We start from the raw sequence: 23,688 nt of genomic DNA on the forward strand, positions 1-23,688 counted from the left end.
GGGTGAAAAGCGATCGCGGCATGCGGTCGGGAATGAGGAGCGAAAGCAGAGAAGACCGCTTTCGACACGGCTGAATTCTATTCGTCGTACCGTGGCGAGATGCTGGCGAGCACATGGCGTTTTCGTCAGCGGCGCGCGGGTGTCGGCTGCCTGAAAGATGGCGCGGCCAGTGATAGACTCGCCTGCGCGCGAGGCCCGCCCATCCGGCGAAGCGCTCGACGCCTCGCCTTTTCATCCAACCGGATACGATCAATTGCCGTTCAAGCTGCCGACTACCGCTACCGCTCCGTTCTGCCCGTCCGAAGTCAAAGGCTCCGTCATCGTTGCGCCGGGCACGCCGCTCTGGAAGAAGCTGTTGCAATTCGCGGGGCCAGGGCTGCTGATCTCGATCGGCTACATGGACCCGGGCAATTGGGCAACCGACATCGAAGCAGGCTCGCGCTACGGCTATAGCCTGCTGTTCGTCGTCGTGTTGTCGAGCATCGCGGCGATGGTGCTGCAATGCCTGTCGATGCGCCTCGGCATCGTCACCGGTCGCGATCTCGCGCAGTTATCGCGCGAGCGCTACGCGAAGCCTGTCGCCAATGCGCAATGGATGCTCGCGGAGTTGTCGATTATCGCGTGCGATCTCGCCGAAGTGCTCGGCGGCGCGCTCGCGTTTCATCTGCTCTTCGGCTGTTCGCTGATGTGGGGCGTGATTCTCACGGCATTCGATACGCTGATCGTGCTGGGGCTGAAAGAACTTCCGCGACCTCGAAGCGATCATGCTCGGGCTCATCGCGACCATCGGCGTGGGATACATCGTGGAGTTGGCGCTCGTCAAACCGCACTGGCCGTCCGTCGCGGCGGGACTCGTGCCGTCGTTCAACGTGCTGTCCGAGCGCGAGCCGCTTTATCTCGCCATCGGCATTCTGGGCGCGACCGTGATGCCGCATAACCTGTATCTGCATTCGTCCATCGTGCAGACACGCGTGGTCACTCGCGAGCCGAAAGACCTTGCTTCATCGATCAGGCTTTCGCGGCTCGACACTATCGCGTCATTGATGCTTGCGCTCCTGATCAACGCCGCGATCCTGATTCTCGCGGCTTCCGCGTTTCATGCGACAGGTCACACGCAAGTGACCGAGATCGAGGACGCATACAAGCTGCTCGCGCCCATCGTCGGGAGCGGGCTTGCGGCGATTCTGTTCGCGGTGACGCTCTTCGCTTCGGGGCAAAGCTCCACCTTCACGGGGACCATTGCAGGGCAGGTCATCATGGAAGGCTTTCTGCGCCTGAAGATTCCGTGTTATCAGCGCCGCTTCATCACGCGGGCGCTCGCGCTCGTGCCTGCGCTGATCGGTGTCTATATGCTCGGCAACGGCGCGGTCGGCAAGCTGCTCGTCGCGAGCCAGGTCGTGCTGAGCCTGCAATTGCCGTTCGCGCTGTATCCGCTGATTCGCATGACGAGCGATCGCGCGCTCATGGGCAGCTTCGCGAACGCGTCGCATACGAAGGTTATCGCGTGGTTGCTTTTCGTCGTGATCAGCGCCGCGAACATCTGGCTCGTCGTGCAGACCGCGACGGAGTGGTTCGCGTAAGCGCGAGGCTCACGCGAACCACTTACGGCTTACTTGACGACAGCGACCGGCGTATTCGATTTCGCCGCGACGGCAGCGGGAATCGCGGCGTCGGCAGGGAGAGCCTGATCGACCGTCGTGCGTCCGCCATCGCGGAAGAACGCGAGTTCAGCCGCCTTGTTCAGCACGAGAATGCTGATACGCCGGTTCGTCGGCTCGTCGATGACGTCCTTGTTGAGCGGCAGGACGTCGGAGAGACCGCGCACCTGCAGCACCTTGCCTTCGTTCATGCCGCCCGCGACCAGCGCACGCCGCGCCGCGTTCGCGCGCTCGCTCGACAGTTCCCAGTTCGAATAGCCTTTCTGATTGCCGGAGTAGGGCACGGCATCCGTATGGCCTGCAATCGACACGCGATTGTCCACGTCGTTGAGCGATGCGCCGATGTTCGACAGAATCGTCGTCACATAGCTTTCGAGCTTCGAGCTGCCCGATGCGAACATCGGCCGCTTGAGTGAATCGACGATCTCGATGCGCAAGCCTTCGCTCGTGATCGCAATGCGGATCTGATCCTTGAACGCGCGCAATGCCGGCGTGTTCTCGATCAGCGCGGTCAGCTTTTGCTTCAACTGTTGCAGACGCTGCATGTCGTCGACAGCGACGGCCGCGCGCGCGACCGAAGGCGGCACGGGCTGCGTCTGGCTCTTGTTGGCTTCGCCGGGACGCGAGCTCGACAGATCCTTGCCGCCGCCGTTGACGACGCTCGTATGCGCGGAGGCGCCGCCTTCGTTGCCGAACAGCGCCGAGAGCGGCGTATTGAAGTATTGCTCGATGCCTTCCTTGTCGTACTTCGACGTCGAGCCGAGCAGCCACATTAAGAGGAAGAACGCCATCATTGCGGTCACGAAGTCCGCGTAGGCGATCTTCCACGCGCCGCCATGATGGCCGCCGTGGCCGCCGCCCTTCTTCTTGCGACGCACGACGACAGTGGGCGCGAGCACGGATTGCAACGGGTCGCGTGACGGTCTTTCAGCCATGAACGATGCTCCTTGTGTCTACGCAGGCGCGGGTCAGGCCGACTTCGGCGACTTGGTGGCGCGCACGGCGTCGTCCAGTTCCTTGAAGCTCGGACGGTCCGCCGTGAAGAGCACCTTGCGGCCGAATTCGACAGCGACCGTCGGCGCGTAGCCGTTCATCGATGCGAGCAGCACGGACTTCACGCACTGGAACGGCTTGGCTTCTGCCGCGCCCTTCGCGTTGAGCAGGTCCGCGAGCGGGCCGATGAAGCCGTATGCGAGCAAGATGCCGAGGAACGTGCCGACCAGCGCGCCCGCGATCATCTCGCCGAGCACGGCGGGCGCGGCGCCCACCGAGCCCATCGTATGCACCACGCCCATCACCGCGGCGACGATGCCGAATGCCGGCAAGCCATCGGCCATCTTCTGAATGGCGTTCGCGGCCACCGCGCTTTCCGTGTGATGCGTCTCCAGTTCTTCGTCCATCAGGTCCTGCAATTCGAGCGCGTTCACGTTGCCCGCCGACATCATGCGCAGGTAATCGACGATGAAGTCGAGCAGGTGATGATCCGCCATCACGTGTTCGTACTTCTGGAAGACCGGGCTGGACTCCGGCGCGTCGACGTCTGCTTCGAGCGCCATCATTCCTTCCTTACGGGCCTTTTGCAGGAGTTCGTACAGCAACGCGATCAGCGACAGGTATTTCTCTTTGGTGTACCCGCCGCCTTTGAATACCTTCGGCAGCGCCTGCAAGGTTTTCTTGAGCGTGGACGTGGGGTTCGATACGACGAAAGCCCCGATGGCCGCGCCGAAAATACACAGCAATTCAAAAGGCTGAACGAGGGCTGCCAGGTGACCGCCGACCCCCATGAAGCTCCCGATCACGGAGCCGATGACGACTACCCATCCGATAACGACAAACATGATTTCTCCGCAAATGTCCGGGCGTTGCGAGCCGTGCGCGCTCGTTAGCGAAACACGCACGGCTCGCAATGCATTGTCTGCATGATGCTGGGCTTTTTAACGGCGCAGTACACGCCGACATTTAGGGTGGCGCCCGCAAACATTTCGACGCGGCCTCGCCCAAGGTAAAACTTACGCGCGTGCTTTACGCGCAAGGTAATGGATTGCTGCCATGCGCTTCGTCTAACATCGGCGCATGGACACGACACTCACAGAAGCGAAGTCGCGCGCGCCGGGCATCACGCCTGCCACGGTCGGCATGTTGCTGCGCGAATGGCGTCAACGCAGGCGCATGAGTCAGCTCGAGCTTGCCTGTATAGCGGACGTTTCGACGCGCCACTTGAGCTTCATCGAATCCGGACGCTCCGTGCCGAGCCGCGATATGTTGATCCGGCTCGCCGAGCAACTGGACGTGCCTTTGCGCGAGCGCAACGCGCTCTTTCTCGCAGCGGGCTATGCGCCGCTGTACAAGGAGCGGGCATTCGCGGACCCCGATCTTGAACCCGCGCGGCGTGCAGTCGAGCTCGTGCTCAAGGGCCACGAGCCGTATCCCGCGCTCGCGGTGGATCGTCACTGGACGATGATTGCCGCCAACGCCGCGCTGCAACCGCTCGTCGCGTCGGCGGATGCGTCGTTGCTTGCGCCGCCGGTCAACGTGCTGCGCCTCGCGCTGCATCCGCTCGGGCTCGCGAGCGTGATCGAGAACTGGCACGAGTGGCGCGCGCATCTGCTCGCGCGGCTGCATCGGCAGATAGACGTGTCAGGCGACCCGACGCTCGCCGCGCTGCTCGACGAACTCGAAGCGTATCCCGCGCCGCCGCACGCGGGACGCGTCGAACGCGGCGCAACCGATTCTGTCGTCGTGCCGCTGCGCTTGCGCACGGAGTTCGGCGTGCTGTCGCTCATCAGCACGACGACGGTGTTCGGCACGCCGGTCGATATCACGCTTTCCGAGCTCGCAATCGAAGCCTTTTTCCCCGCAGACGACGCCACCGCGCGCATACTCCATCGGGCGCACGGCGAGCGTCGCTGACGGGTGATGTGGAACCTGCTGCTGCCGCGCGAATCAATCAACAGGAGGGGAGCGGCGCGCGCTGCCATACGCGCGCGCCGGTGCCTGCGTCAGCTTTTGTCCAACCAACGCAGAAGGCAGCCATGATTCAGACATTCGAACACGTGATCGGCGGCGAGCGCATGCAGTTTTGCGCGAGCATCGCGGAAGGCGGCGGACCGCAGCGCGTCATCATCAGCCGGGCGGACTCGGCGGAATCGCTCGTCATCGTCCAGGCCGATGGCATCATCGGCACGATCAGGGCGGAAGTGGAAGCGCCGGATACGTTCGTCGCGGACGCCGTGCGCAAGGCGCAGCAGGACGCGTTGATCGAACGCGCGCTGGAAACCGGCGAGGTTCAGACGACAAGCCTCTAGCGTGTTTCTATCCGACAATGCCCGCGCAGCCCCGAAGGGCGCGCGGGCATTCGTCATGCGGACACGAAGGAGGAGCCGCTACATGCGCGGCTCGCCGTTCTTTGGATCGGCCGGGACGAGCGGCATCGCCGAATCGGGGCCGTCCGGCATGTCGGGATCGTCGGGATTCGGCGCCGCATCCGGATCGAGCAACTTGTCCGGATCCGGTTCGACGGTTTCTTCCGGGGCGTGTGGCTGGCTGGACATGATGCGGGTTCTCCTTGAAGTGACTTGAGCCGGTTCGCAACCTGTGTTCCCGCCGATGCCCACGCGCTATTTCACCGCGCGTCGCAACCGGTTCGCGGCTTCATTGCCGTCCGCCGCCGTGCCGCCGCGCACGCCACGCGCGATGAGCGCCGCGCACGCCAGCATCGCCACCGACGCAGCCGCCGACCAGCGCACCGCATCGACGATTTGCGCCGATGCCGCCGTGCCTCCCGCGTGGCCCGCCAACGCGCCGAACGCGGCCACGCCCATTGCGCCGGCAGCCTGCCGCGCGGTGTTCAGCACGGCCGAGGCCGTTCCCGCGCGTCGCTGGCCGACGGTGCCGAGGAGCGCCGTGGTCATCGCGGGAACGGCCACGCCCATGCCCGACGGAATCAGCAGAAACGGAAGCAGCAGAGCGACTGTCGGCGTGTGGGCATCGACAAATGCGAGCGACGCGAAACCCGCCGCGTCGAGCAAGGCGCCTGCGATCATCGGGCCGCGCGAGCCGAAGCGCGCCACCACCGGACCGCTCGCGAGATTCGACAGCAGGAAGCCGCCCGTGAGCGGCAAAAACGCGAGGCCGGTCTGCAACGGCGTCTGGCCGAGCACGCGTTGCAAATACAGGCTCAGCACGAACACGCTTCCATAGTAGGTGAAGTTCACGGCGATGCCGAACAGCACCGCGGCGCTGAAGGTGCGCTCGCCGAAGAGCGCGAGCGGGAGCATCGGCGCGGGGCTTCTTCTCTCGACTGCGATGAACGCGGCCGTCGCCGTCACCGCAATCGCGAATGCCCCGGTCACGAGCGGATGCGACAGCCCGAGCGGCCGCGCTTCGATTACCGCGCCGACCAGCGCCGTGAGCGCGACGATGGCGAGCGCATGGCCGCTCAGGTCGATGCCGTCGCCGCGCCCGTGCGACGGCGACTCGTCCACACATGCGAGCGTCGCCGCGACGCCCGCCGCGCAGATCGGCAGATTGACCCAGAAGATGCTGCGCCAGCCGAACGTTGCGATCAGCGCTCCACCGACAATCGGGCCTGCCGCGATAGAGACCGCGCCCGCCGCCGTCCATAAGCCGACCGCGCGCGCCCGCACGCGCCGATCATGCCCACACGCGGCGTTCAGCAGCGCGAGCGAATTCGGCAGCATCGCTGCCGCGCCGACGCCTTGGATCGCGCGGGCGGCGATCAACTGCGCGGCATCGCGCGAAAAGGCGCAGGCGAGCGAAGCGAACGCGAAGACCGCGAGACCACCGACGAACAGCCGCCGCGCGCCGAGCCGGTCGCCGAGCGAGCCGGCCAGAAGCATCAGCGCGGCGAATGCGAGCGCGTAGGCGTCCACGGTCCATTGCAGGCTCGCGACGCTCGCGCCGAGATCATGTGCGATGCTCGCGAGCGCGACGTTCACGATCGACACATCGAGCTGCGAGACGACGAAGCCGACGCTCGTCGCGGCCACGACGCACAACTGGCGGGAAGACAGGTTCGAGTTCATGCCGTTCATCGTAGGCGCGTGGCGCTCGGGATGTTTCGGCCTCGCCTGAAATGAAAATGGCGCACCGCCGAGGCGTGCGCCATTGTCTTGCCGTCACGATGAAACGGCTCGCGGCCTCAGCGTGCTTCCTTGATGAAGAGCGCGGTCACCGCGCCGACCACGCACAGCGCGCCGACGTAGAGCGCGGGCGCGGCCGGGCTCGATTTCATCATCAGCGAAACGACGATCGGCGTGAGTCCGCCGAACACCGCATACGCGACGTTGTACGAGAACGAGATGCCCGAAAAGCGCACGGCGGGCGGGAACGACTTGACCATCACGAACGGAATGGCGCCGATCACGCCGACCGTGAAGCCCGTGAGCGCGTACCACGGCAGCAGCGTCGAGGCATCGACCGCGACTTGCTGGAACAGCGCGTAGTACGAGCCCGCCAGCAGGAACGCGCCGACGAAAAGCGTCTTGCCCGCGCCGATGCGGCCGGCAATCGCGCCCGCGAGCACGCAGCCGACCGTGAGACACAGCGTCGCGGCGCAGTTCGCGATCAGCACCGTGGCCGGCGCAATGTGGAACTGCTTCTGGAGCAGCGTGGGCGTCATCAGGATCACGACGACGATGGCGGCCGAGAGCATCCACGTCAGCAGCATCGACACGATGACGGCGCGGCCGTGGTCGCGCAAAACGGCCTTCAGCGGAAGTTCAGCCGCCAGCGACTTGCGCTTCTGGAGTTCGGCGAACACCGGCGTTTCATGCAGCCAGCGGCGCAGATAGACCGAGCAGAGCCCGAACAACCCGCCGAGCAGGAACGGCAGACGCCACGCGAAGCTCGCGACATCGGCAGGAGAAAACGTCTTGTTGATGGCCGTCGCGATCAGCGAGCCGAGCAGAATCCCCGCGGTCAGGCCGGCCGTGAGCGTGCCGCACGCATAGCCGATATGACGGGTCGGCACGTGTTCCGAGACGAATACCCACGCGCCCGGCACTTCGCCGCCGACCGCCGCGCCCTGCATCACGCGAAAAACCAGCAGCAGAACGGGCGCCATCAGCCCGAGGGACGCGTATGTGGGCAAGAGGCCCATCAGGAGCGTCGGGACCGACATCAGCAGGACGGAAAGCGTGAACATGCGCTTGCGTCCGAGCAGATCGCCGAAATGCGCCATCACGATACCGCCGAGCGGCCGCGCCAGATACCCGGCGGCAAAGATGCCGAAAGTCTGCAATTGGCGCAGCCAATCAGGAATGGACGCCGGGAAAAACAGCTGGCCGATGACCGGCGCGAAAAACACGAAGATGATGAAGTCGTAGAACTCGAGCGCGCCGCCGAGCGCGGCGAGCGCGAGCGTCTTGTAATCGCCGCGCGTAAGGGCGCGGCCGGCGGCGTGCGACGCGCCGTCGAAAGGTGTTGCCTGCATCGAATGAGAACCCGTAATGAGAAAAGCCACGCGTGCGGTCGAGCGACGCATGGGACGAGGCGATGCCCTGCGGGATGTCGGACGCGCCGGGTGAGCGCGAAACGGGAACGACTTGGGGCACGGTCTGAAACCGCGCCCGTCACCGCGCTGCGCATGCCGGCGGACAGCCGTGTCGCAGCTTGCACTTGCGCCGTCTCGGTAAGGCGGCGGAAGCGGGGACTTTCGGCTCGATGTAAGCCGAAGGCGGCATGTTACAGGATGTAAGTCGCCACTACACAAAAAATCACGTTTGAGTGTCGCGCGTTCGCGCCATGGGCGGCGCGCGGCGTTACATGCGTTGACATTTCGGACGAGTCCGATGGGCAAGGGTGGTCGCGCTGACCAGAATGCGTGCCTGTATTTGCCGTCTCTTTTTGTAACGAGACGCCCGGGGAAATGCCGCGAGAAGCGGCATCGGCCCATGTCCTCAGACTCATCAGGCTTGACTCTATGCGCGTCGCCGTTTTGCAAACCGACCCAAGTTACCGAAATCTCATCGCCGAAGTCGTCAAACGACTCGGTCACACTGTCGTCACCTTCGGCGACGGCCTGCTGCTTTCCAAGGCGCTGTCGCGTTCGACCGTCGATCTGCTGATCCTCGACTGGAACTCGACGGGGCTCTGCGGTCTCGATCTGCTGAAATCCGTGCGCTCGAGCTTCGGCGAGCGCGTTCCCGTGATGTTCGCTACTGCCGACGGCGCCGAGCACAACGTCGTCTGCGCGCTGACGGCGGGCGCGGACGACTTCGTGGTGTATCCCATCCGTCCGGGCGAATTTGGCGCGCGCGTCGAAGCGTTGCTGCGCCGCGCGTACCCGACGACGTCCAGCGCGTGCCTGGAGATCGGGCCGTATCGCTTCGATTCGCGTCAGCAGACCGTCACCGTGCGGGGCCGCCCGGTGCAATTGAGCGGCACGCAGTTCCGGCTGGCGCAGCTTTTCTTCTCGAATATCGGCCGCGTGTTGTCGCGCGATCACATTTTCGCGATGGTGTGGGGCCGGGAATTCCGCGAAACCACGCGCACCATCGATAGCCACGTGTCGCGCCTGCGTCTCGCGCTGGAAATCGAGCCGGTGAACCACTTTCGCCTGCAGCCGGTGTACAAGAGCGGCTATCGGCTGCTTCATCTGTACGACGACGGTGAAGACGCGGGCGACGATCGCGTGGAAACGGAGCATGCGCGAATCGCTGCTTGAGGCGATTGAACGAAGCTGAACGAGGATGCCGTCGCGAGACGGCATTTTCGTTTTTGGGAGCCGGGTGCAGCGCTTTGGCTTGCGACGCTCGTCGCACGCGAGCGGCAAGCGCGGCGGGGGCTTGCCCTCTCTGGCCGCGCGATGGATTCCGCAAATTATCAGCGTGGGAATTCGCCGGGCTGGCGGCCGCCGTGCGTCGGTCGCAGTGAGCTAGGCGCGGCATCGGCGGCGCGATTTCGGCCAGCATTAGCAACATCGCCGCGAGGAAAGAAGCGCCCGCATAGCTCGCGCTTTCCCAGCTCGCGCGGCGTCGGACTTGCGCAGACGCGACGCCTCCTGCGCAGCGGCAAGCTCTTTCTCAACGGCGGGCGGGCCGAAGTGTCCCATGCCGCCGCGCTGCGCCTCTCAGTCGCTTAACGCGAGACTTCGGGGACCATATGTGAGCCGGTGATTTCTCAGCCATTCGCGACTGCCCTAATGCGCGGGATTAGATAACCAAGCCGGGTGAATCGAATGCAGCCGTCCACTTGTTCAGACGTTGCATAGCAACCCAGTTCAGACACTGTCTCACGCGCAAATTACCGCCATGACCGTGAGCACAATAATCGCAATACCGAGAAGCCACGCGGCGACGGGATTCGTGCCTCCACGACGGACTAACTCAGCGTCGCGTATTTCGGCCGGTAAGGGAGAATCGCTTACCTTCTTGAGAATCTTTTCGGCGTGCGCCAAGTAAATGGAATTGCCGCACAACCCCATTGCCACCGGCAATGCGTAGGAAAGCGCATGATTGATGCCCTCACTCAGCGAAGACGTCGCTACGGTACAAACCAGAGCGATTGCAATGTAGGCGGCGGCTTGCCAAGCGCATTTTCCTGTACACGAGCCAGACCGGCCCTAAGAGAAACGCGGCGCCGTTCCACGTTCGCTTCGACATGCGCGTGTTTTGAATCACCCATTTGCGACTGTAATACTCAATGTTCTTTCCGACGAACAGTGCCATGTCGCGATCAAGTTGGAATGATGCGGAGTGTGCGTCAGTTTGCGGTGCGGCTTGTTCGTTGATTTGATTCATCGGCGATTTTTAATTGTATTAATCAAAGCGAGCAGCTTCGCACGATCAGCGTAGCGCGTCCATGTGTTCGCCTCCGTTTGATCGAATGTTTTGATTCGTTAGGCAGGCTAAACGACGATGAAAATCGACTTTCGGAGCTCCGCCATTTGATGCCCTGCGCCCGTCGATTAATGCAAAAGTGAAGCGAGCAGGTGTGCAAGCGTCTCAAGCATTGTCGTCGGCACCGCATCGTTAAGGGAATTGCGGCGCACGTCAGACGCGCGGGACAGGGCTGCGACATCGATCAGGAAGAAGGGGCTCATGATTCGTTACCTCGGTTGCGTTTCGGACAGGTCTAATTTTGAGATGGGGTGCTTTCCCTTGCCATCGGATGTATCTCAAAATTGCGCCGGCGTTGCGCTACGGAGGAAACGCGCCCAGGTAGAACCGGTTATTTTTGGTCTGGCGAGCATTGGCCGCGGAGCAGCGCCCATTCCTCGCACGACTTGCCGCCTGGGAAGCGGCACATGCCGATCTGGCCGTCGCCGCTCTCGACGATTTGCAGCGTCCCGCCTTGGCGGATGCAGTTCGTGGAAGCCGGGTTGGGAAGTCCTGTGTGCGAATCGGGCCGCGAGGCGGGCTGGTCTGCAACCACGTCAGTGGCGGAAGGGACGGGCGACCTGCACGCTGCCAATAAAGTAGCAACGGCAAATGAGGTGGCGAGCTTGAACACGAACGAGCGACATCAATCGGAAACCTGAGCGCCGCGACTATATCAAGCGCTTTCCGCGCCGTCGAATTCTCGCGCCGTGGGTTCCAGTTGAGCGGCGCGCGGCCGGCGCGGCCCGCCCACGCTCATCCCGTCTGCTCGACCGGCGTCACATCGACATCGATCATCTGCGTCCCGCGCAGCACCGCGACCTTCACCGCGCGCTCGATACGCGAAGCATCCAGCGCGCGCTGCAAGCCGTCGACGCTATCGACGTTCACGCCATCCACCGCGACGATACGGTCGCCCGTGCGCAGCCCGCCCAGCGCGGCCGGGCTGCCTTTGACGACTTCCATGACGTGCACCGCGCTCGCCGACGTCAGCCCGAAGAAGCGTTGCACGCGCCGCGACACCGGCGCCGTCGTTCCCGCCACGCCGATATACGCGCGCCGCACGCGTCCGTACGCGAAGATCTGCATGATGACCCACTTGGCCGTATCGATGGCAGTCGCGAACGAAATGGCTTGCGCGCCCGAAATGATGGCCGTGTTCACGCCGATCACCTGTCCCGCCGAATTGATGAGCGGACCGCCCGAGTTGCCGGGATTGAGCGCGGCATCGGTCTGGATCACGTCGTAGATCATGCGGCCGGAGGTCGAGCGCAGCGACCGTCCGAGCGCCGAGACGACGCCTGTCGTCACCGTCTGAGCAAGGCCGAGCGGATTGCCCACCGCGATCGCGATCTGGCCGACGCGCAGATTGCCCGATTCCCCCAGTTCGACGTGCGGCAGCGGCTCAGGCGAGCCGATGCGCAGCACCGCGAGATCGCTGCCCGGATCGTCGCCGACGAGATCGGCGTAAAAGTGCGCGCCGTCGGCAAGCGTCACGGTGATGCGCGTCGCGCCGTGAACGACGTGGCTATTGGTCAGCAGATAACCGTCGGGCGTGAAAATGAAACCCGAGCCGGTGCCGCCCGCCTGACGGCGCGCGCCGCGGGCATCGGCGAGTTCGCGCTCGACCGAAATGAAAACGACGGCCTGCTGCACGCGCTCCAGCGCGCCGATCACGGTGCGCGAATACGCATCGAGCAGCGCGGTGTCGTCGAGCGGCTGCGGCTGGGACTGCGGAGCGTCTTGCGAGCCGCGCGCAAGATCGTCGATGAATTGTGGTCGGCTTCCCATGTCGGACTCCCGATATTGAGAGGCGACATGCGGGTCGCGCCGGCGCTTTTCAACCCCGCGCGGCGCGGGCGAGCAACTTCATCGGCCCCAGCGTTTCGACGATGCGGCGCTGGGCATCGTCCCGCACGAAAAGCGAGCCGGCGAAGCCGAGCGCGTTGATCGCGATGCCTTCGACATCGGCCACGGTGCGCGGAACCGCGAGCATCCAGCGGCGCGTGACGAGCAAGTTGTACGGCGCGGCCTGATGCGTTGCCCCGGCGACATCCAGCGGTTCGACGCCGATCGCGTCCAGCAACCGTCGATACGTGTGGTGCGCGCGTTGCGGCGTGTTGTCGGACGGGGCGTCGAACCACGCCGCCGCGTGACCGAACGCGAGCCCCGGCACGCGAAAGATCGCGCCGTTCCGCGCGTTCTGGATCAACGGCTCGATGGGCGCCGCGAGACCGTCGAGCGGCAGCCGCACCATCTGCATGTGCTTATGCGGCTGGCTCGATCCGGCGACGGCGCCGCCGTTGTAGAAGCCGAGCCCGTCATACTGGTTCAGGCACGCGAGCAGGGCGGCGAAATCGTCGGTATCGAGCAGGGCTTCCTGTGGCTCGAACTGCGTGGTCACGATCAGCAGATGGTGCGCGAGGACATTGAACTTGTTCAACAACAGGAAATGCCGCTCGCCGATATCACCGACGCGCAGCGCGTCCTCGCATGGCGAGAACGGATCGCGCCACGCGCTTGCTGCATCGGTGGCAGACTTGGCCGCCAGCTTCGCGGCCTCTTCCTTGCGCGCCAGATTCGCCGTTTGCCGCACGAGGAAGCGCACGCCGCCTTCCTCGACGACGTGCTCTACCGTGTCGAACGGGCGCAGCGCGCCACACGCGAGCGCGCGCGCCGTCTGCTCGACGACTACTTGCCATGAAGGCGCTTCTGGCAGTGGATATGGGCTCATGTTTCTCGCGAGTTGTTGCCGGAATGTGCATTCTGCTGCCTTTGCGCATATTGCGTGCAGAAGCTGTTTGCGGGCGGCTGTTATATAGCATCTGCGCAGCAAAACAGCACCGAATTGTTCCGATAGTTCAGACTTTTCGGCGTTCATTTTGGCCGGTGACTTCGATAGACTTTCTCGCACTCAGTCGTTCGCAAACGCAGTTATCCGTTCGTTGTACTTAGCGAATAGACGTCATGACTGAGCGCGACGCTGGCCGGCGTATTACCCACATTCTATTGTTTTCAGCGAAAGGCACTCTCATGCAAAAGATCGACCGCGCAGCTCTGGTTCAGGCAAACATCGCTGGTGGCACCGCCAAGGCGTCGAGCACGTCTTCGTCCACCACCAACGTCTCCGTGACGATCACGGCTTAAGGCTGCGACCTCGGCGTTACAGCACTATCGCTTCAACCGTTATTCAAGAAGGTATGCACATGCAAAAGATCGAACGCGCTGCTCTGGCTCAAGCAAACATCGCTGGCGGTACCGCCAAGGCATCGAGCTCGTCGTCGACCAACACGACCGTCGATATCAACATCTCGGCGTAAGAGTGCCGCTCTCTTCGTGAGAGCGAACCCCGGTTGTTCGAAGGCTCCCTTTCATGGGAGCCTTTGTCATCGGACAAGTCACGCCCAGTCTTCCTCTGCGTTCTTTGGCTCCGGCAACGTCAGACCGGACGCTGGTAGCGGCAGCGCCGTTTTGTAGCGCACCTGCTTGAGTGCGAAGCTCGAGCGAATGTTCGACACGCCCGGCATCTTTGTGAGCCGCTCCAGGATGAAGCGCTCCAGCGCTGCCACGTCGGGCAGCACCACGCGCAGCAGATAGTCGGCATCCCCCGTCATCAGATAACACTCCATGACCTCCGGGCGCTCGCTGATCGCCTGCTCGAAGCGCGCCAGCGCGTCCTTGATCTGCTTCTCCAGACTCACCTGAATGAACACGTTGATGCTGAGTCCCAGCGCCTCTGGACTGAGCAGCGTGACGTGTTGCCTGAAAAGCCCGGCTTTCTCCAGCGCGCGCACGCGATTGAAGCACGGCGTCGGCGACAGATTGACGGCGCGGGCAAGCTCCGAATTCGTGATGCGCGCATTCTGTTGAAGCTCGTTGAGAATGCCGATGTCGATGCGGTCGAGCCGCTGCTTCGTCTGTGAGCTCATAGTTCAGATGTTCCTGTTTCGTGCCTTTTCGCAGAATAAGAACACTACCGCAAAGCGATCTCGCAGCCAAATGAGATGCACATTCTGCGCGCGACTGGTTATCCTCGACTGATACTAGCCTGCCAGCGGAGCCGCGCCATGACCGATTTGTCGAACGGAACCAGTCAGCTTCTTTCTCTTGCGCGGGGGCGTGAAGACGCGGACCCCGGCGAAACAGCCGAGTGGCTCGATGCGCTCGATGCGGTCGTTGCTCACGTCGGGAAGGAGCGCGCGCAGTATCTGTTCGACCGCCTCGCGGAGCATGCGCTGTCGGTCGGCGTCGAATCGGCGCGGGCCCGCGCGACGCCATACGCCAACACCATTCCTGTCGAACAGCAGCCGCCGTATCCGGGCAACTTCAAGATCGAAGAGAAACTCGCCGGCGTGCTGCGCTGGAACGCGCTGGCAATGGTCGTGCACGCGAACCGCGCCTACGGCGAACTCGGCGGCCATATCGCGAGCTACGCGTCGGCCGCGGATCTCTTCGAAGTGGGCTTCAATCACTTCTTTCGCGCAGCGGGCGGCGACCACGGCGGCGATCTCGTCTACTTTCAGCCGCACTCGTCGCCGGGCGTGTATGCGCGGGCCTTTCTCGAAGGCTTCCTCGACGAAGCGCACTTGCAGCACTACCGGCGCGAGATCGGCGGGCCGGGGCTGTGCTCGTATCCGCATCCGTGGCTGATGCCTGATTTCTGGCAATTTCCGACGGGCTCGATGGGCATAGGGCCAATCAACTCGATCTACCAAGCGCGCTTCATGCGCTATCTGCAAAACCGTGGCCTGAAGCAGACGGAAGGGCGCAAGGTCTGGGGCTTTTTCGGCGATGGCGAGATGGACGAGCCTGAGTCGATCGGCGCGCTGTCGCTGGCTTCGCGTGAACGGCTCGACAACCTCGTGTTCGTCATCAATTGCAATTTGCAGCGGCTGGATGGACCGGTGCGCAGCAACGGGCGCATTGTCGACGAACTGGAAGCGCAGTTCACCGGCGCGGGCTGGAATGTGATCAAGGTGCTGTGGGGATCGGACTGGGACGCGCTTTTCGCGCGCGACCGCACCGGCGCGCTGCTGCGCGCGTTCGCGCATACCGTCGACGGCCAGTTTCAGACGTTCTCCGCGAACGACGGCCGCTACAACCGCGAGCGCTTTTTCGGCCAGAACCCGGAACTGGCCGCGCTCGCCGCGCATTTGTCGGATGAAGATATCGACCGTTTGCGGCGCGGCGGCCACGACGTGCGCAAGCTGCATGCGGCGTACGCAAAAGCGCTCGCCCACAAGGGCCAGCCGACGGTGATCCTCGCGAAGACGATGAAAGGCTTCGGCATGGGAACGGTCGGGCAGGGCCGCATGACGACGCATCAGCAAAAGAAGCTGGATCTCGACGACCTGAAAGCGTTCCGTGACCGCTTTCGCTTGCCGCTTTCCGATGCCGACGTCGAGGCGCTGAAGTTCTACAAGCCCGCCGACGACGCCCCGGAGATGCGGTATCTGCACGAACGCCGCGCGGCGCTCGGCGGCTACCTGCCGCGGCGACGCGCGAAGGCGTCGGAATCGCTCGTGCCGCCTGCGCTCGGCACCTGGGCGCAATTTGCGCTCGACAGCGCCGGCAAGGAGATGTCCACGACGATGGCGTTCGTGCGCATGCTCGGCAGTCTGATGAAGGACGCGACGCTCGGCCCGCGCATCGTGCCCGTTGTGGCCGACGAAGCGCGCACCTTCGGCATGGCGAATCTGTTCCGGCAGGTGGGCATCTATTCGCCGCTCGGCCAGCTTTACGAGCCGGAAGACATGGGCTCGATGCTCTACTACCGCGAGGACACGCGCGGGCAGATTCTCGAAGAGGGCATTTCCGAGGCCGGCGCGATTTCATCGTGGATCGCGGCGGCGACGTCCTATAGCGTCCACGATCTGCCGATGCTGCCGTTCTACATCTACTACTCGATGTTCGGCTTCCAGCGCATCGGCGATCTGATTTTCGCGGCGGCCGACCAGCGTTCGCGTGGCTTCCTGATCGGCGCGACGTCCGGGCGCACGACGCTCGGCGGCGAGGGCTTGCAGCATCAGGACGGCACGAGTCATCTGACGGCATCGACCATTCCGAACTGCCGCGCCTACGATCCCGCGTTTGCGTACGAAGTCGCGGCGATCGTCGACGAGGGCATGCAGGAGATGTTGACGCGTCAACGCGACGTGTTCTACTACCTCACCGTCACAAACGAGAACTACGCGCAACCGTCCGCGCCCGGCCAGACGCTGGATTCGGCTACGCGCGAAGGCATTCTGCGCGGCATCCACCGCATTTCCGGCGACGACGAGGCGAGTAGCGCTCAGGTGCAACTGCTCGGTTCGGGCGCGATCCTGAACGAGGCGATCGCTGCGCGCGCCATGCTCGAAGCCGACTGGAACATCGCGGCGGCCGTTTGGAGCGTGACGAGCTATGCGGAACTGCATCGCGATGGCGCGGCGTGCGAGCGCATGGACCGCCTCTCCGACGACGCGCCGACGCCCTATGTGACGCGCGCGCTGCAGGCATCGCGCGGGCCGGTGATCGCCGCGACCGACTACGTGCGCGCGGTGCCCGAGCTGATTCGCGCGTATGTGCCGCGCCGTTACGTGACGCTCGGCACCGACGGGTTCGGGCGCAGCGACACGCGGCAGTCGCTGCGCGCGTTCTTCGAGGTGGACCGCGTGGCCATCGTGTTAGCGGCGCTGAAAGCGCTGGCGGACGACGGCCTGATCGAGCGCGCGGTGCTGCGGCTCGCGCGGCAGAAGTACGGCGCGACGCATGCCGAACGCGACGCTCCGTGGACGCGCTAGGCGCTGAGTCCTAGAAGCGCGCGCACTTCGTCGTCGCTCGTCTGGTCGAAGTCGATGTAGAACTGCCCGACGCCCAGAAAGTGACGCGGCTGAAGCACGCAGACGCAAGAATCGACGACTTCGGCGAAGCGCGACGCCGCATCCAGCGGCGCGACCGGCAACGCCGCGATCAGGCGCGCGGGCGCGGCGCCGCCGTTGCGCAGCGACATCGCGGCCGCGCGCATGGTGGCGCCGGTGGCCATGCCGTCGTCCACGACGATCGCGACCTTGCCGGCGGTATCGAGCGGCGGACGCGATCCGCGATACATCGCCTCGCGCCGGGCCAGTTCGGCGCGCTCGCCCTCGATCACGGCGTCGAGTTGGGGCTTGCTGACGCCCGCATAGCCGACGATGCGGTCATCGAGATAGAAAGCATCGCCGGACGCGATAGCGCCCATCGCAAGCTCGGGCTGCGACGGCACGCCCAGCTTGCGCACGATGAGTGCGTCCAACGCAGCGCCAAGCGCGCTCGCCACTTCGAAGGCTACCGGCACGCCGCCGCGCGGGAGGCCGAGCACGATCACGTCGTCGCGGTTCGCGTAATCCGCGAGCAGCGTGGCGAGTTCGCGGCCGGCTTCGCGCCGGTCCTTGAAGAAGGAGTTCATGTGGCTTGGGTCTTGCCTGCGCGTGGGGCTGTCGTCCTGATCGACATCACGCCGAGGCGCGCGTGATGGGCGCACGGCGCGGGTCGCCGGGCGTTCGCGCGCATCCGCCAAGGGAGCTTTCCTACATCGTAGGCGATAAATCGTCTGTTACACATGTGAACGCGCGCACGCGCACGGCGGCGCGCCACGAACCGCCCCGGCGAAAAAAAAGCGCCCCGACTCGGGGGCGCTTTCGCATGAGGGATTTGAACGCTCAGAGATTCGCGCGCACTGCGTCCCTGAGAGCGTCCATCACGATACCGTAATTGAGCGGAATGTCCAGCGAGTCCGAGTAGCCCGTTTTCTCGGCTGACTCGGCGGGCGCAGCGCCGACCGGAATCGGCTCGTAGGCAGTCTCGCCTGCCGGATTGTTGCGTCCTTCGATGGCACTCTGCAATTGCGGATTCTTCACGATTAACTCCTTTCCGGTAAGGGAGCGGCGAGGACCTGCAAGATAAACCAGTGTCGTGACAAATTGACGACTTCGATTGAGCACGCATCCGAAACACACGCGTCCGGCGCGCCGGTATTCGCCGTAATGACGCAATGTCAAAGAGCGCGGGGGCTCTAGTGTAACGGCGGCGCGCCTCGGGCGAAGCGATTTTTTCTTATGACGCAGCCGGAGCGGTATCGGGTGCGGATGCGACAAAGCGGCGCGGAAATTGCATCCCCGCATCGGGCGCGTCGCTCGAGCGAGCGGCGTGCCGTACGATCGTTCTCGCCAAAGGCTGTTCGCGGAAAGGAATCCGAACCATCAGGACCGCTCACTCGACGTTCCTTATCGGCATCCGGCGCGAGAGGCGCGCGCGACGACCATGCGCGCGCGGTAAAACAAGGAGAAAAGAAACATGAGCAGGATCGCGATCATCGGCGCTACCGGCAATGTCGGAAGCCGGCTCACGCACGAAGCGTTGCGGCGCGGACACACCGTGACGGCGCTTGCCCGCGACACGTCGAAGCTGGAAACGCGCGAAGGTCTCGACGCGCGAGACGTGGATGCGCTCGATCTCGACGCGCTCGCCGATGCCATCGCCGGACACGACGCCGTCTTCAGCGCGACGCGTTTTTCGACCGTGCCCGAGAGCGCGATCGTGGGCGCGGTGAAGCGCGCGGGCGTGGAGCGGCTCTTGGTCGTGGGCGGGGCGGGCAGCCTGTATCTCGCGCCCGGCCAGCGCCTGCTCGACGCCCCGGGCTTTCCGGACGCCTACCGCGCGGAAGCGACAGCGGGCGCCGCGTTTCTCGACGCCCTGCGCCGCGACCGCGAACTGAACTGGACGTTCGTGTCGCCGTCGGCGGAGTTCGTGAGCGGCCCGCGCACGCAGCGGTTTCGCACGGGCGTCGACGAACTACTGGTCGATGCCAACGGCCGAAGCTGGATTTCCTTCGACGATTTCGCGATCGCGTTCCTCGACGAGTTCGAACGCGGGGCGCATATCAAGCAGCGGTTCACGGTCGGCTATTGACCGCAGGCGGCCGCACGGAGCGGCGCCGCCTGCGCCGCCCGCCCGCCCCCCATTCGTCAGCCGTGGACGTCGGCTTCGACTTCCTCGGTCTTGGGCATGGCGGCGGCGAGAATCATCGCCGATGCGTTCTGGGGCTTCGGATCGCGCTGCGACGGCCGATAAACCTGATCCCCGCGATGAATCGGCATGCCCGAGAGCGAGCACACGCCGTCGCCGGACGCGGTGGTGGCGCGCCAGCCCTGATAGCCGTAATGGCACGTTCCCGGATCGGACCAATAAACGAGCGCGGTCGCGCTGCTCGGGCGCTCGATGACGCGCACGATGGCTTGCGGGAAAGGCAAGCGGTCATTCGACTCGCGCGGATGCGTGCGATTCCAGTCGCGCGTCAGGCGTTCGAGGAAGGCGCTTTCGGCGCGAGCCGTCTTCTGCGACGGCGCGGTCCGCCCCGACTCGACGGGGATGGTTTCAAGTTGGTGGACGGTCTGTGACCACGGGTCCGCTCTTTTCGAAAAAGCTGTCATGGCATTGTTCCAGGCTTTGACTCGACCTAGAACGTACGTCATTAAGCATATTCCGATAAATACGGGATAGGTGAAAACACTGTCCCGTTAGTGCGAATAATCCGAAAAAGTAGCGAGCGGGGTGCGATTGCGGGCCGCCGGGTTGATATATGGACCCTCGCGGAGCCTTATGTGGCGAGGCTTTGCGGCGGGTCTCGCCTTTGACCGAAGGCCGAACGGCGTGGCACTGTTTAGTCGCGGCAGGGAGACAACGGCGCGCTTTTCCGTACGGGCGACGTGGGTTTCTCGGGCAGAACAGGCGGCCACGCTCGCGAGGGAGCCCCGGCCGTTCGGTTTGGCGCTCGTGCGCGGGTCGCGTCCGAGGCGCAAGGATGCGACCGATCGGGCTGGCTCAGATGGCTGCACGCGGCCCTATGGCGACCCCTGTCGCGCAAGGCAACACGCGGGTCCGCCGTCGCGGTCTCGGCCCACTACCGCGCACGTACGTGCCGCTTAGAGACCGCGCAGGCGCCGGTCGAAAACAGATGCACAAGCGCGCGTGCGGCAATGGGCCGACACTTGACGCTTGCCCGAGCAGTTCAGATTAGTCGGCTCAAGCGACGAAAGCGCGACGACGCGTTGATATAAGAATGGCTGCGGACGAGAAACGAGCACGAGAGCAACCGACGGCAGAGGACCGGCAGCGCGGGCGGGCAAGAAGAGGCGCCTTGCCCACAAGGGCGGATGAGCGCGCGGAGTCTACGCCCGGCGGCGAGCGCCGCCGTGGGCTCGGTTCCGGCTATAGTGAGGGCACGATTCGGCGGGCGTTGAGACCGAAAGAACCAGACCCTTGTGCGGGCGCGTGGCCCAGCGCGGGAGGCCGCCCTATAAGCCTGCGTTCTGATCCACCGCCACGGCCTCGGACCGAAATCGCCCGCGCCCAAGAGCTCTGCGAGCGCAAGTCGAAGCAATAGTCGGCGGTAAGCCGTTTCGCGGCCGAACCGGGGTTTGACGCCCTCAGGCGAGAAAGAGCGAGCGCCGCCGTGGGCTCAGGCCCGGCCATAGTGCGGCCCATTCAGCGGGCGTTTAGCCGGACTCGAAACGAACAGGCCCTAGTGCGGGCGCGCGGCCCAGCGCCGGAGCCCGCTGTATAAGCCGCCAATCTGATCCATCGCCAAGGCCTCGGACCGCAATCGCCCGGGCTTAAAAGCGCTGCTAGCGCAAGTCGAAGCAACACTCGGCGGTAAGCCGTTTCCCGGCGGAACCGCGCTTCGGCCCGCTCAGGCGAGAAAGAGCGAGCACCGCCGTGGGCTCGGATCCGGCCATAGTGCGGGCCGCATTCAGCGGGCGTTGCGCCGGACTCGAAAGGAACAGGCCCTAGGGCGGGCGCGTGGCCGGCGTCGAAGCTCGCGGGATAAGCCGGCGTTCTGATCCACGGCCACGGCGTTGGACGCTATCGCCCGCGCCGGAAAGCCATGCGAGCGCAATAAAACACCATCCGGACGGCAAGCCAATTTCGCTGCGAATAATGCAGTTCGGCCCGCACAGGCGAGAACGAGCGTCATGAGGATTCAGGGAGAGAGGGCGCCAGCAAGGCCAGCGCGCCCGCCGTCATTGCGGGGAGAAAAGCGGCAGCGCGGGGACTACCTCTCTGCCCGACGTACAACAGACCACTCAAGCCACCTTCGCAACAACTCCCGTCACGCGACTACAATGCCGCGCGCGCCTGTCTGAAGCCCAGATCGCGCCTGCATCCAACGAACGCATCGGCGCGACCGAGCGTGCTCACGAAAGCGCCGCACAATCGCCGCATTCTTCCGCAACCTGCAACCCATCGGTAGATGCCGGCTGCACGAACGGCCGCCACACGGGCGCGGTCGGCGCGAAGTCGTCGAGCATGGAGAATTGTTCGAGCGACGTGTTATCGAACATGATCGACCTCATTGCTATGTAGTTAGTTTGACGAAGTAAATCAACGCGCGACCACATTGTTTCGTACCGGCGACCCATTCGCATACTCGACGATCCCGCGATTGCGCGCTTCCGCTTGAGCGGCGACCGCATCGCCCCACATGCTGCGCGACGGATAGCTATTGCGATTCAGCGCCGGAAGCGAGCCGTCGGAGTAAGCCGCTGCAAGCTCGGCACGGACTTGCGCGCGAGTCTTCGGTGCTTCGCTCGTGCTCGACGTGGTCTGAGTCAGATACGTCCCCGCACGGCCAATGCCTTGTCCGCCTTCAGCGAAAGCCGTGCTCGAAATGACGGCAGAGATAGCGGCAAGCGAGACACTCGCGACGATAAAGCTTTTCATGTTGCGACTCCTTTCGATCCGTTCCATATGCATCGGGATACGGCGCACTGTTCACTTTGAGCGATGCGTCGTGGCAGGACGAAATGTAGTCGCGCGGTGTCGGCGGATAAATGCCCCATCCGCGAATAGATTTATCGACATCCGCGAATAATCGCTCGCGGCGTCGTCATTGAAGTAAGCGGGAAATGAGAGAAATGCTTTCCATCATGGCGATGGAAAGCATGTGAGCAACGAGAAGAACAGCAGTGTTTCGTTAAACGACGACGTCTGCCGTGCCCGCCACTTCGGGCGTGCCATGACGCACGATCATCGGCGATGCGGTGCTCGTCGGCAGGCAACGCTCTTCCGCATCCTTCTGTCCTTGCAGCAGCGGGCAGCGTTCGAATAGCTCGGCAACCCAGTCCACGAACACGCGCACTTTCGGCGACAAGTGCCGGTTGTGCGGATAGACCGCGGAAATAGGCATCGGCAAGGGATTCCATTGCGGCAAGACTTCGACGAGTTCGCCCGAGCGCAAATAAGGCAGCGCCATGAAACGCGCGACCTGCACGATGCCGACGCCCTTCAGGCCGCAGCTGAGATACGCTTCGGCGTCGTTCACCGCGATCATGCCGCGCATCTTCACTTCGATGGTTTCACCGTCCACGACGAAATCCATATCCATGATGCGGCCCGTGCGGCTCGAGAAATAATTCACTGCCGTGTGGTTCTGCAAATCGTCGAGCGTCTTGGGCGTGCCGTGGCGCTCCAGATATTGCGGACTCGCCACCGTCACGCCCTGAAACACGCCGATGCGCCGCGCGACGAGACTCGAATCCTGCAGCGTGCCCACGCGAATCACGCAGTCGACGCCTTCCTGAATGAGATCGACGGGCTTGTCGCCGAAGCCCATCATCAGTTCGATATCCGGGTAGCGCGTGTGGAAATCGCATAGCTGAGGCATCACGATCAGACGCCCGATTGCGCCCGGCATATCCACGCGCAGCTTGCCGTGCGGGCCTTTGCCGTTGTTGGAGAACGTGCTTTCCGCTTCTTCGATGTCCGCGAGAATGCGCACGCAGCGCTCGTAATAAGCCGCGCCGTCCGGAGTGAGATTGAGCCTGCGTGTCGTGCGCTGAAGCAGGCGCACGTTGAGAAACGCTTCGAGGTTTTGAATGATGGTCGTCACGGACGCGCGCGGCAGATTGAGCGTATCCGCTGCCCGCGAAAAGCTGTTCGTGTCGACGACGCGGGTAAAGACCTGCATTGCTTGTAGCCGATCCATGTTCTCGTACCTTCGATGCTGAGTGAGCGAGGAATTAAGCGGGTGGCTAAGAAATGAATTGCGCGGTCTAGCCACGATTGCCCCGATTGTTCGGGGCGACCGAATTGTGTTGCCGGATTATAGGCATTTATCTAAAAAGGCGTGGACTCCAGAATTCGCACCATCGCAACTCATGCGCGGACGCCTT

At 63.9% G+C, this 23,688-nt stretch carries 22 protein-coding genes and 1 pseudogene; 6 read left to right on the forward strand and 17 right to left on the reverse strand.

What is annotated here, in order from left to right; all coding sequences use genetic code 11:
• Positions 1-253: 253 nt before the first annotated feature.
• Positions 254-1,580, forward strand: a pseudogene (locus JYK05_RS16120) (Nramp family divalent metal transporter).
• 29 nt (positions 1,581-1,609) lie between these two features.
• On the opposite strand, the gene motB reads toward JYK05_RS16120, so the two are convergent.
• Both motB and motA read right to left on the reverse strand, forming a co-directional pair.
• Positions 1,610-2,593 (reverse strand): flagellar motor protein MotB, encoded by a 984-nt coding sequence (motB, locus tag JYK05_RS16125; RefSeq protein WP_206469456.1) that lies wholly within the window; start codon positions 2,591-2,593, stop codon positions 1,610-1,612.
• A 33-nt stretch (positions 2,594-2,626) separates the two neighbouring features.
• Positions 2,627-3,496, reverse strand: a complete 870-nt coding sequence (gene motA, locus JYK05_RS16130; RefSeq protein WP_175941395.1) for a flagellar motor stator protein MotA — start codon at positions 3,494-3,496, stop codon at positions 2,627-2,629.
• A 235-nt stretch (positions 3,497-3,731) separates the two neighbouring features.
• Between motA and JYK05_RS16135 the strand changes: the two genes are divergently transcribed.
• Together JYK05_RS16135 and JYK05_RS16140 are read left to right on the forward strand one after the other, a co-directional pair.
• Positions 3,732-4,568 carry a helix-turn-helix domain-containing protein gene (locus JYK05_RS16135; RefSeq protein ID WP_206469458.1) on the forward strand — a complete coding sequence of 279 codons (837 nt, stop codon included), beginning with the start codon at positions 3,732-3,734 and terminating at the stop codon, positions 4,566-4,568.
• Between the two features lie 122 nt (positions 4,569-4,690).
• Positions 4,691-4,963 (forward strand): hypothetical protein, encoded by a 273-nt coding sequence (locus JYK05_RS16140; protein ID WP_206469460.1) that lies wholly within the window; start codon positions 4,691-4,693, stop codon positions 4,961-4,963.
• A 78-nt stretch (positions 4,964-5,041) separates the two neighbouring features.
• Here JYK05_RS16140 and JYK05_RS16145 read toward each other — a convergent pair whose 3' ends face one another.
• The 3 genes from JYK05_RS16145 to JYK05_RS16155 form a co-directional block, all read right to left on the reverse strand.
• Positions 5,042-5,209 carry a hypothetical protein gene (locus tag JYK05_RS16145; RefSeq protein WP_206469462.1) on the reverse strand — a complete coding sequence of 56 codons (168 nt, stop codon included), beginning with the start codon at positions 5,207-5,209 and terminating at the stop codon, positions 5,042-5,044.
• Between the two features lie 66 nt (positions 5,210-5,275).
• Entirely contained in the window at positions 5,276-6,712 is a 1,437-nt protein-coding gene (locus tag JYK05_RS16150; RefSeq protein ID WP_206469463.1) for an MFS transporter, read from the reverse strand.
• Between the two features lie 107 nt (positions 6,713-6,819).
• A complete protein-coding gene (locus JYK05_RS16155; RefSeq protein ID WP_175941405.1) occupies positions 6,820-8,112 on the reverse strand; it encodes an MFS transporter in 1,293 nt (430 codons plus the stop codon).
• A gap of 489 nt (positions 8,113-8,601) precedes the next feature.
• Between JYK05_RS16155 and JYK05_RS16160 the strand changes: the two genes are divergently transcribed.
• Positions 8,602-9,345, forward strand: a complete 744-nt coding sequence (locus JYK05_RS16160; RefSeq protein WP_206469465.1) for a response regulator transcription factor — start codon at positions 8,602-8,604, stop codon at positions 9,343-9,345.
• Positions 9,346-10,144: 799 nt separating this feature from the next.
• On the opposite strand, the gene JYK05_RS16165 is transcribed toward JYK05_RS16160, so the two are convergent.
• From JYK05_RS16165 to JYK05_RS16185, 6 genes are all read right to left on the reverse strand, one after another.
• Entirely contained in the window at positions 10,145-10,420 is a 276-nt protein-coding gene (locus tag JYK05_RS16165; RefSeq protein ID WP_206469466.1) for a DUF2628 domain-containing protein, read from the reverse strand.
• Positions 10,421-10,587: 167 nt separating this feature from the next.
• The gene (locus JYK05_RS26525; RefSeq protein ID WP_256443427.1) at positions 10,588-10,722 is read right to left on the reverse strand and encodes a hypothetical protein; all 135 of its coding nucleotides are present in this window, start codon (positions 10,720-10,722) and stop codon (positions 10,588-10,590) included.
• A gap of 128 nt (positions 10,723-10,850) precedes the next feature.
• Positions 10,851-11,132 (reverse strand): DUF333 domain-containing protein, encoded by a 282-nt coding sequence (locus JYK05_RS16170; protein WP_371826450.1) that lies wholly within the window; start codon positions 11,130-11,132, stop codon positions 10,851-10,853.
• A 122-nt stretch (positions 11,133-11,254) separates the two neighbouring features.
• Positions 11,255-12,289 (reverse strand): S1C family serine protease, encoded by a 1,035-nt coding sequence (locus tag JYK05_RS16175; protein WP_206469467.1) that lies wholly within the window; start codon positions 12,287-12,289, stop codon positions 11,255-11,257.
• Positions 12,290-12,338: 49 nt separating this feature from the next.
• Entirely contained in the window at positions 12,339-13,232 is an 894-nt protein-coding gene (locus JYK05_RS16180; RefSeq protein ID WP_206469468.1) for a DUF4922 domain-containing protein, read from the reverse strand.
• A gap of 664 nt (positions 13,233-13,896) precedes the next feature.
• Positions 13,897-14,427 (reverse strand): Lrp/AsnC family transcriptional regulator, encoded by a 531-nt coding sequence (locus tag JYK05_RS16185; RefSeq protein ID WP_175941415.1) that lies wholly within the window; start codon positions 14,425-14,427, stop codon positions 13,897-13,899.
• 138 nt (positions 14,428-14,565) lie between these two features.
• Between JYK05_RS16185 and mdeB the strand changes: the two genes are divergently transcribed.
• Complete coding sequence (gene mdeB / locus JYK05_RS16190; protein WP_206469469.1) at positions 14,566-17,280, forward strand: alpha-ketoglutarate dehydrogenase; 2,715 nt, start codon at positions 14,566-14,568, stop codon at positions 17,278-17,280.
• Here mdeB and JYK05_RS16195 read toward each other — a convergent pair.
• Positions 17,277-17,924, reverse strand: a complete 648-nt coding sequence (locus JYK05_RS16195; protein ID WP_175941419.1) for a phosphoribosyltransferase — start codon at positions 17,922-17,924, stop codon at positions 17,277-17,279. The genes mdeB and JYK05_RS16195 overlap by 4 nt on opposite strands.
• A gap of 253 nt (positions 17,925-18,177) precedes the next feature.
• The gene (locus JYK05_RS16200; RefSeq protein WP_159833576.1) at positions 18,178-18,375 is read right to left on the reverse strand and encodes a hypothetical protein; all 198 of its coding nucleotides are present in this window, start codon (positions 18,373-18,375) and stop codon (positions 18,178-18,180) included.
• A 436-nt stretch (positions 18,376-18,811) separates the two neighbouring features.
• Between JYK05_RS16200 and JYK05_RS16205 the strand changes: the two genes are divergently transcribed.
• Entirely contained in the window at positions 18,812-19,426 is a 615-nt protein-coding gene (locus JYK05_RS16205) for an NAD(P)-dependent oxidoreductase (RefSeq protein ID WP_175941421.1), read from the forward strand.
• A 56-nt stretch (positions 19,427-19,482) separates the two neighbouring features.
• Here the strand turns inward: JYK05_RS16205 and JYK05_RS16210 are convergent, their stop codons facing one another.
• From JYK05_RS16210 to JYK05_RS16225, 4 genes are all read right to left on the reverse strand, one after another.
• On the reverse strand, positions 19,483-19,947 hold the full coding sequence (locus tag JYK05_RS16210; RefSeq protein WP_206469470.1) for a DUF3331 domain-containing protein: 465 nt from the start codon (positions 19,945-19,947) through the stop codon (positions 19,483-19,485).
• Positions 19,948-21,711: 1,764 nt separating this feature from the next.
• Positions 21,712-21,858 carry a hypothetical protein gene (locus JYK05_RS16215; protein WP_206469471.1) on the reverse strand — a complete coding sequence of 49 codons (147 nt, stop codon included), beginning with the start codon at positions 21,856-21,858 and terminating at the stop codon, positions 21,712-21,714.
• A gap of 40 nt (positions 21,859-21,898) precedes the next feature.
• Positions 21,899-22,237 carry a DUF4148 domain-containing protein gene (locus JYK05_RS16220; RefSeq protein WP_175941427.1) on the reverse strand — a complete coding sequence of 113 codons (339 nt, stop codon included), beginning with the start codon at positions 22,235-22,237 and terminating at the stop codon, positions 21,899-21,901.
• A 253-nt stretch (positions 22,238-22,490) separates the two neighbouring features.
• On the reverse strand, positions 22,491-23,501 hold the full coding sequence (locus JYK05_RS16225; RefSeq protein ID WP_175941429.1) for a LysR family transcriptional regulator: 1,011 nt from the start codon (positions 23,499-23,501) through the stop codon (positions 22,491-22,493).
• Positions 23,502-23,688: the final 187 nt, after the last annotated feature.

Source organism: Caballeronia sp. M1242 (assembly GCF_017220215.1).
GTDB lineage: Bacteria > Pseudomonadota > Gammaproteobacteria > Burkholderiales > Burkholderiaceae > Caballeronia.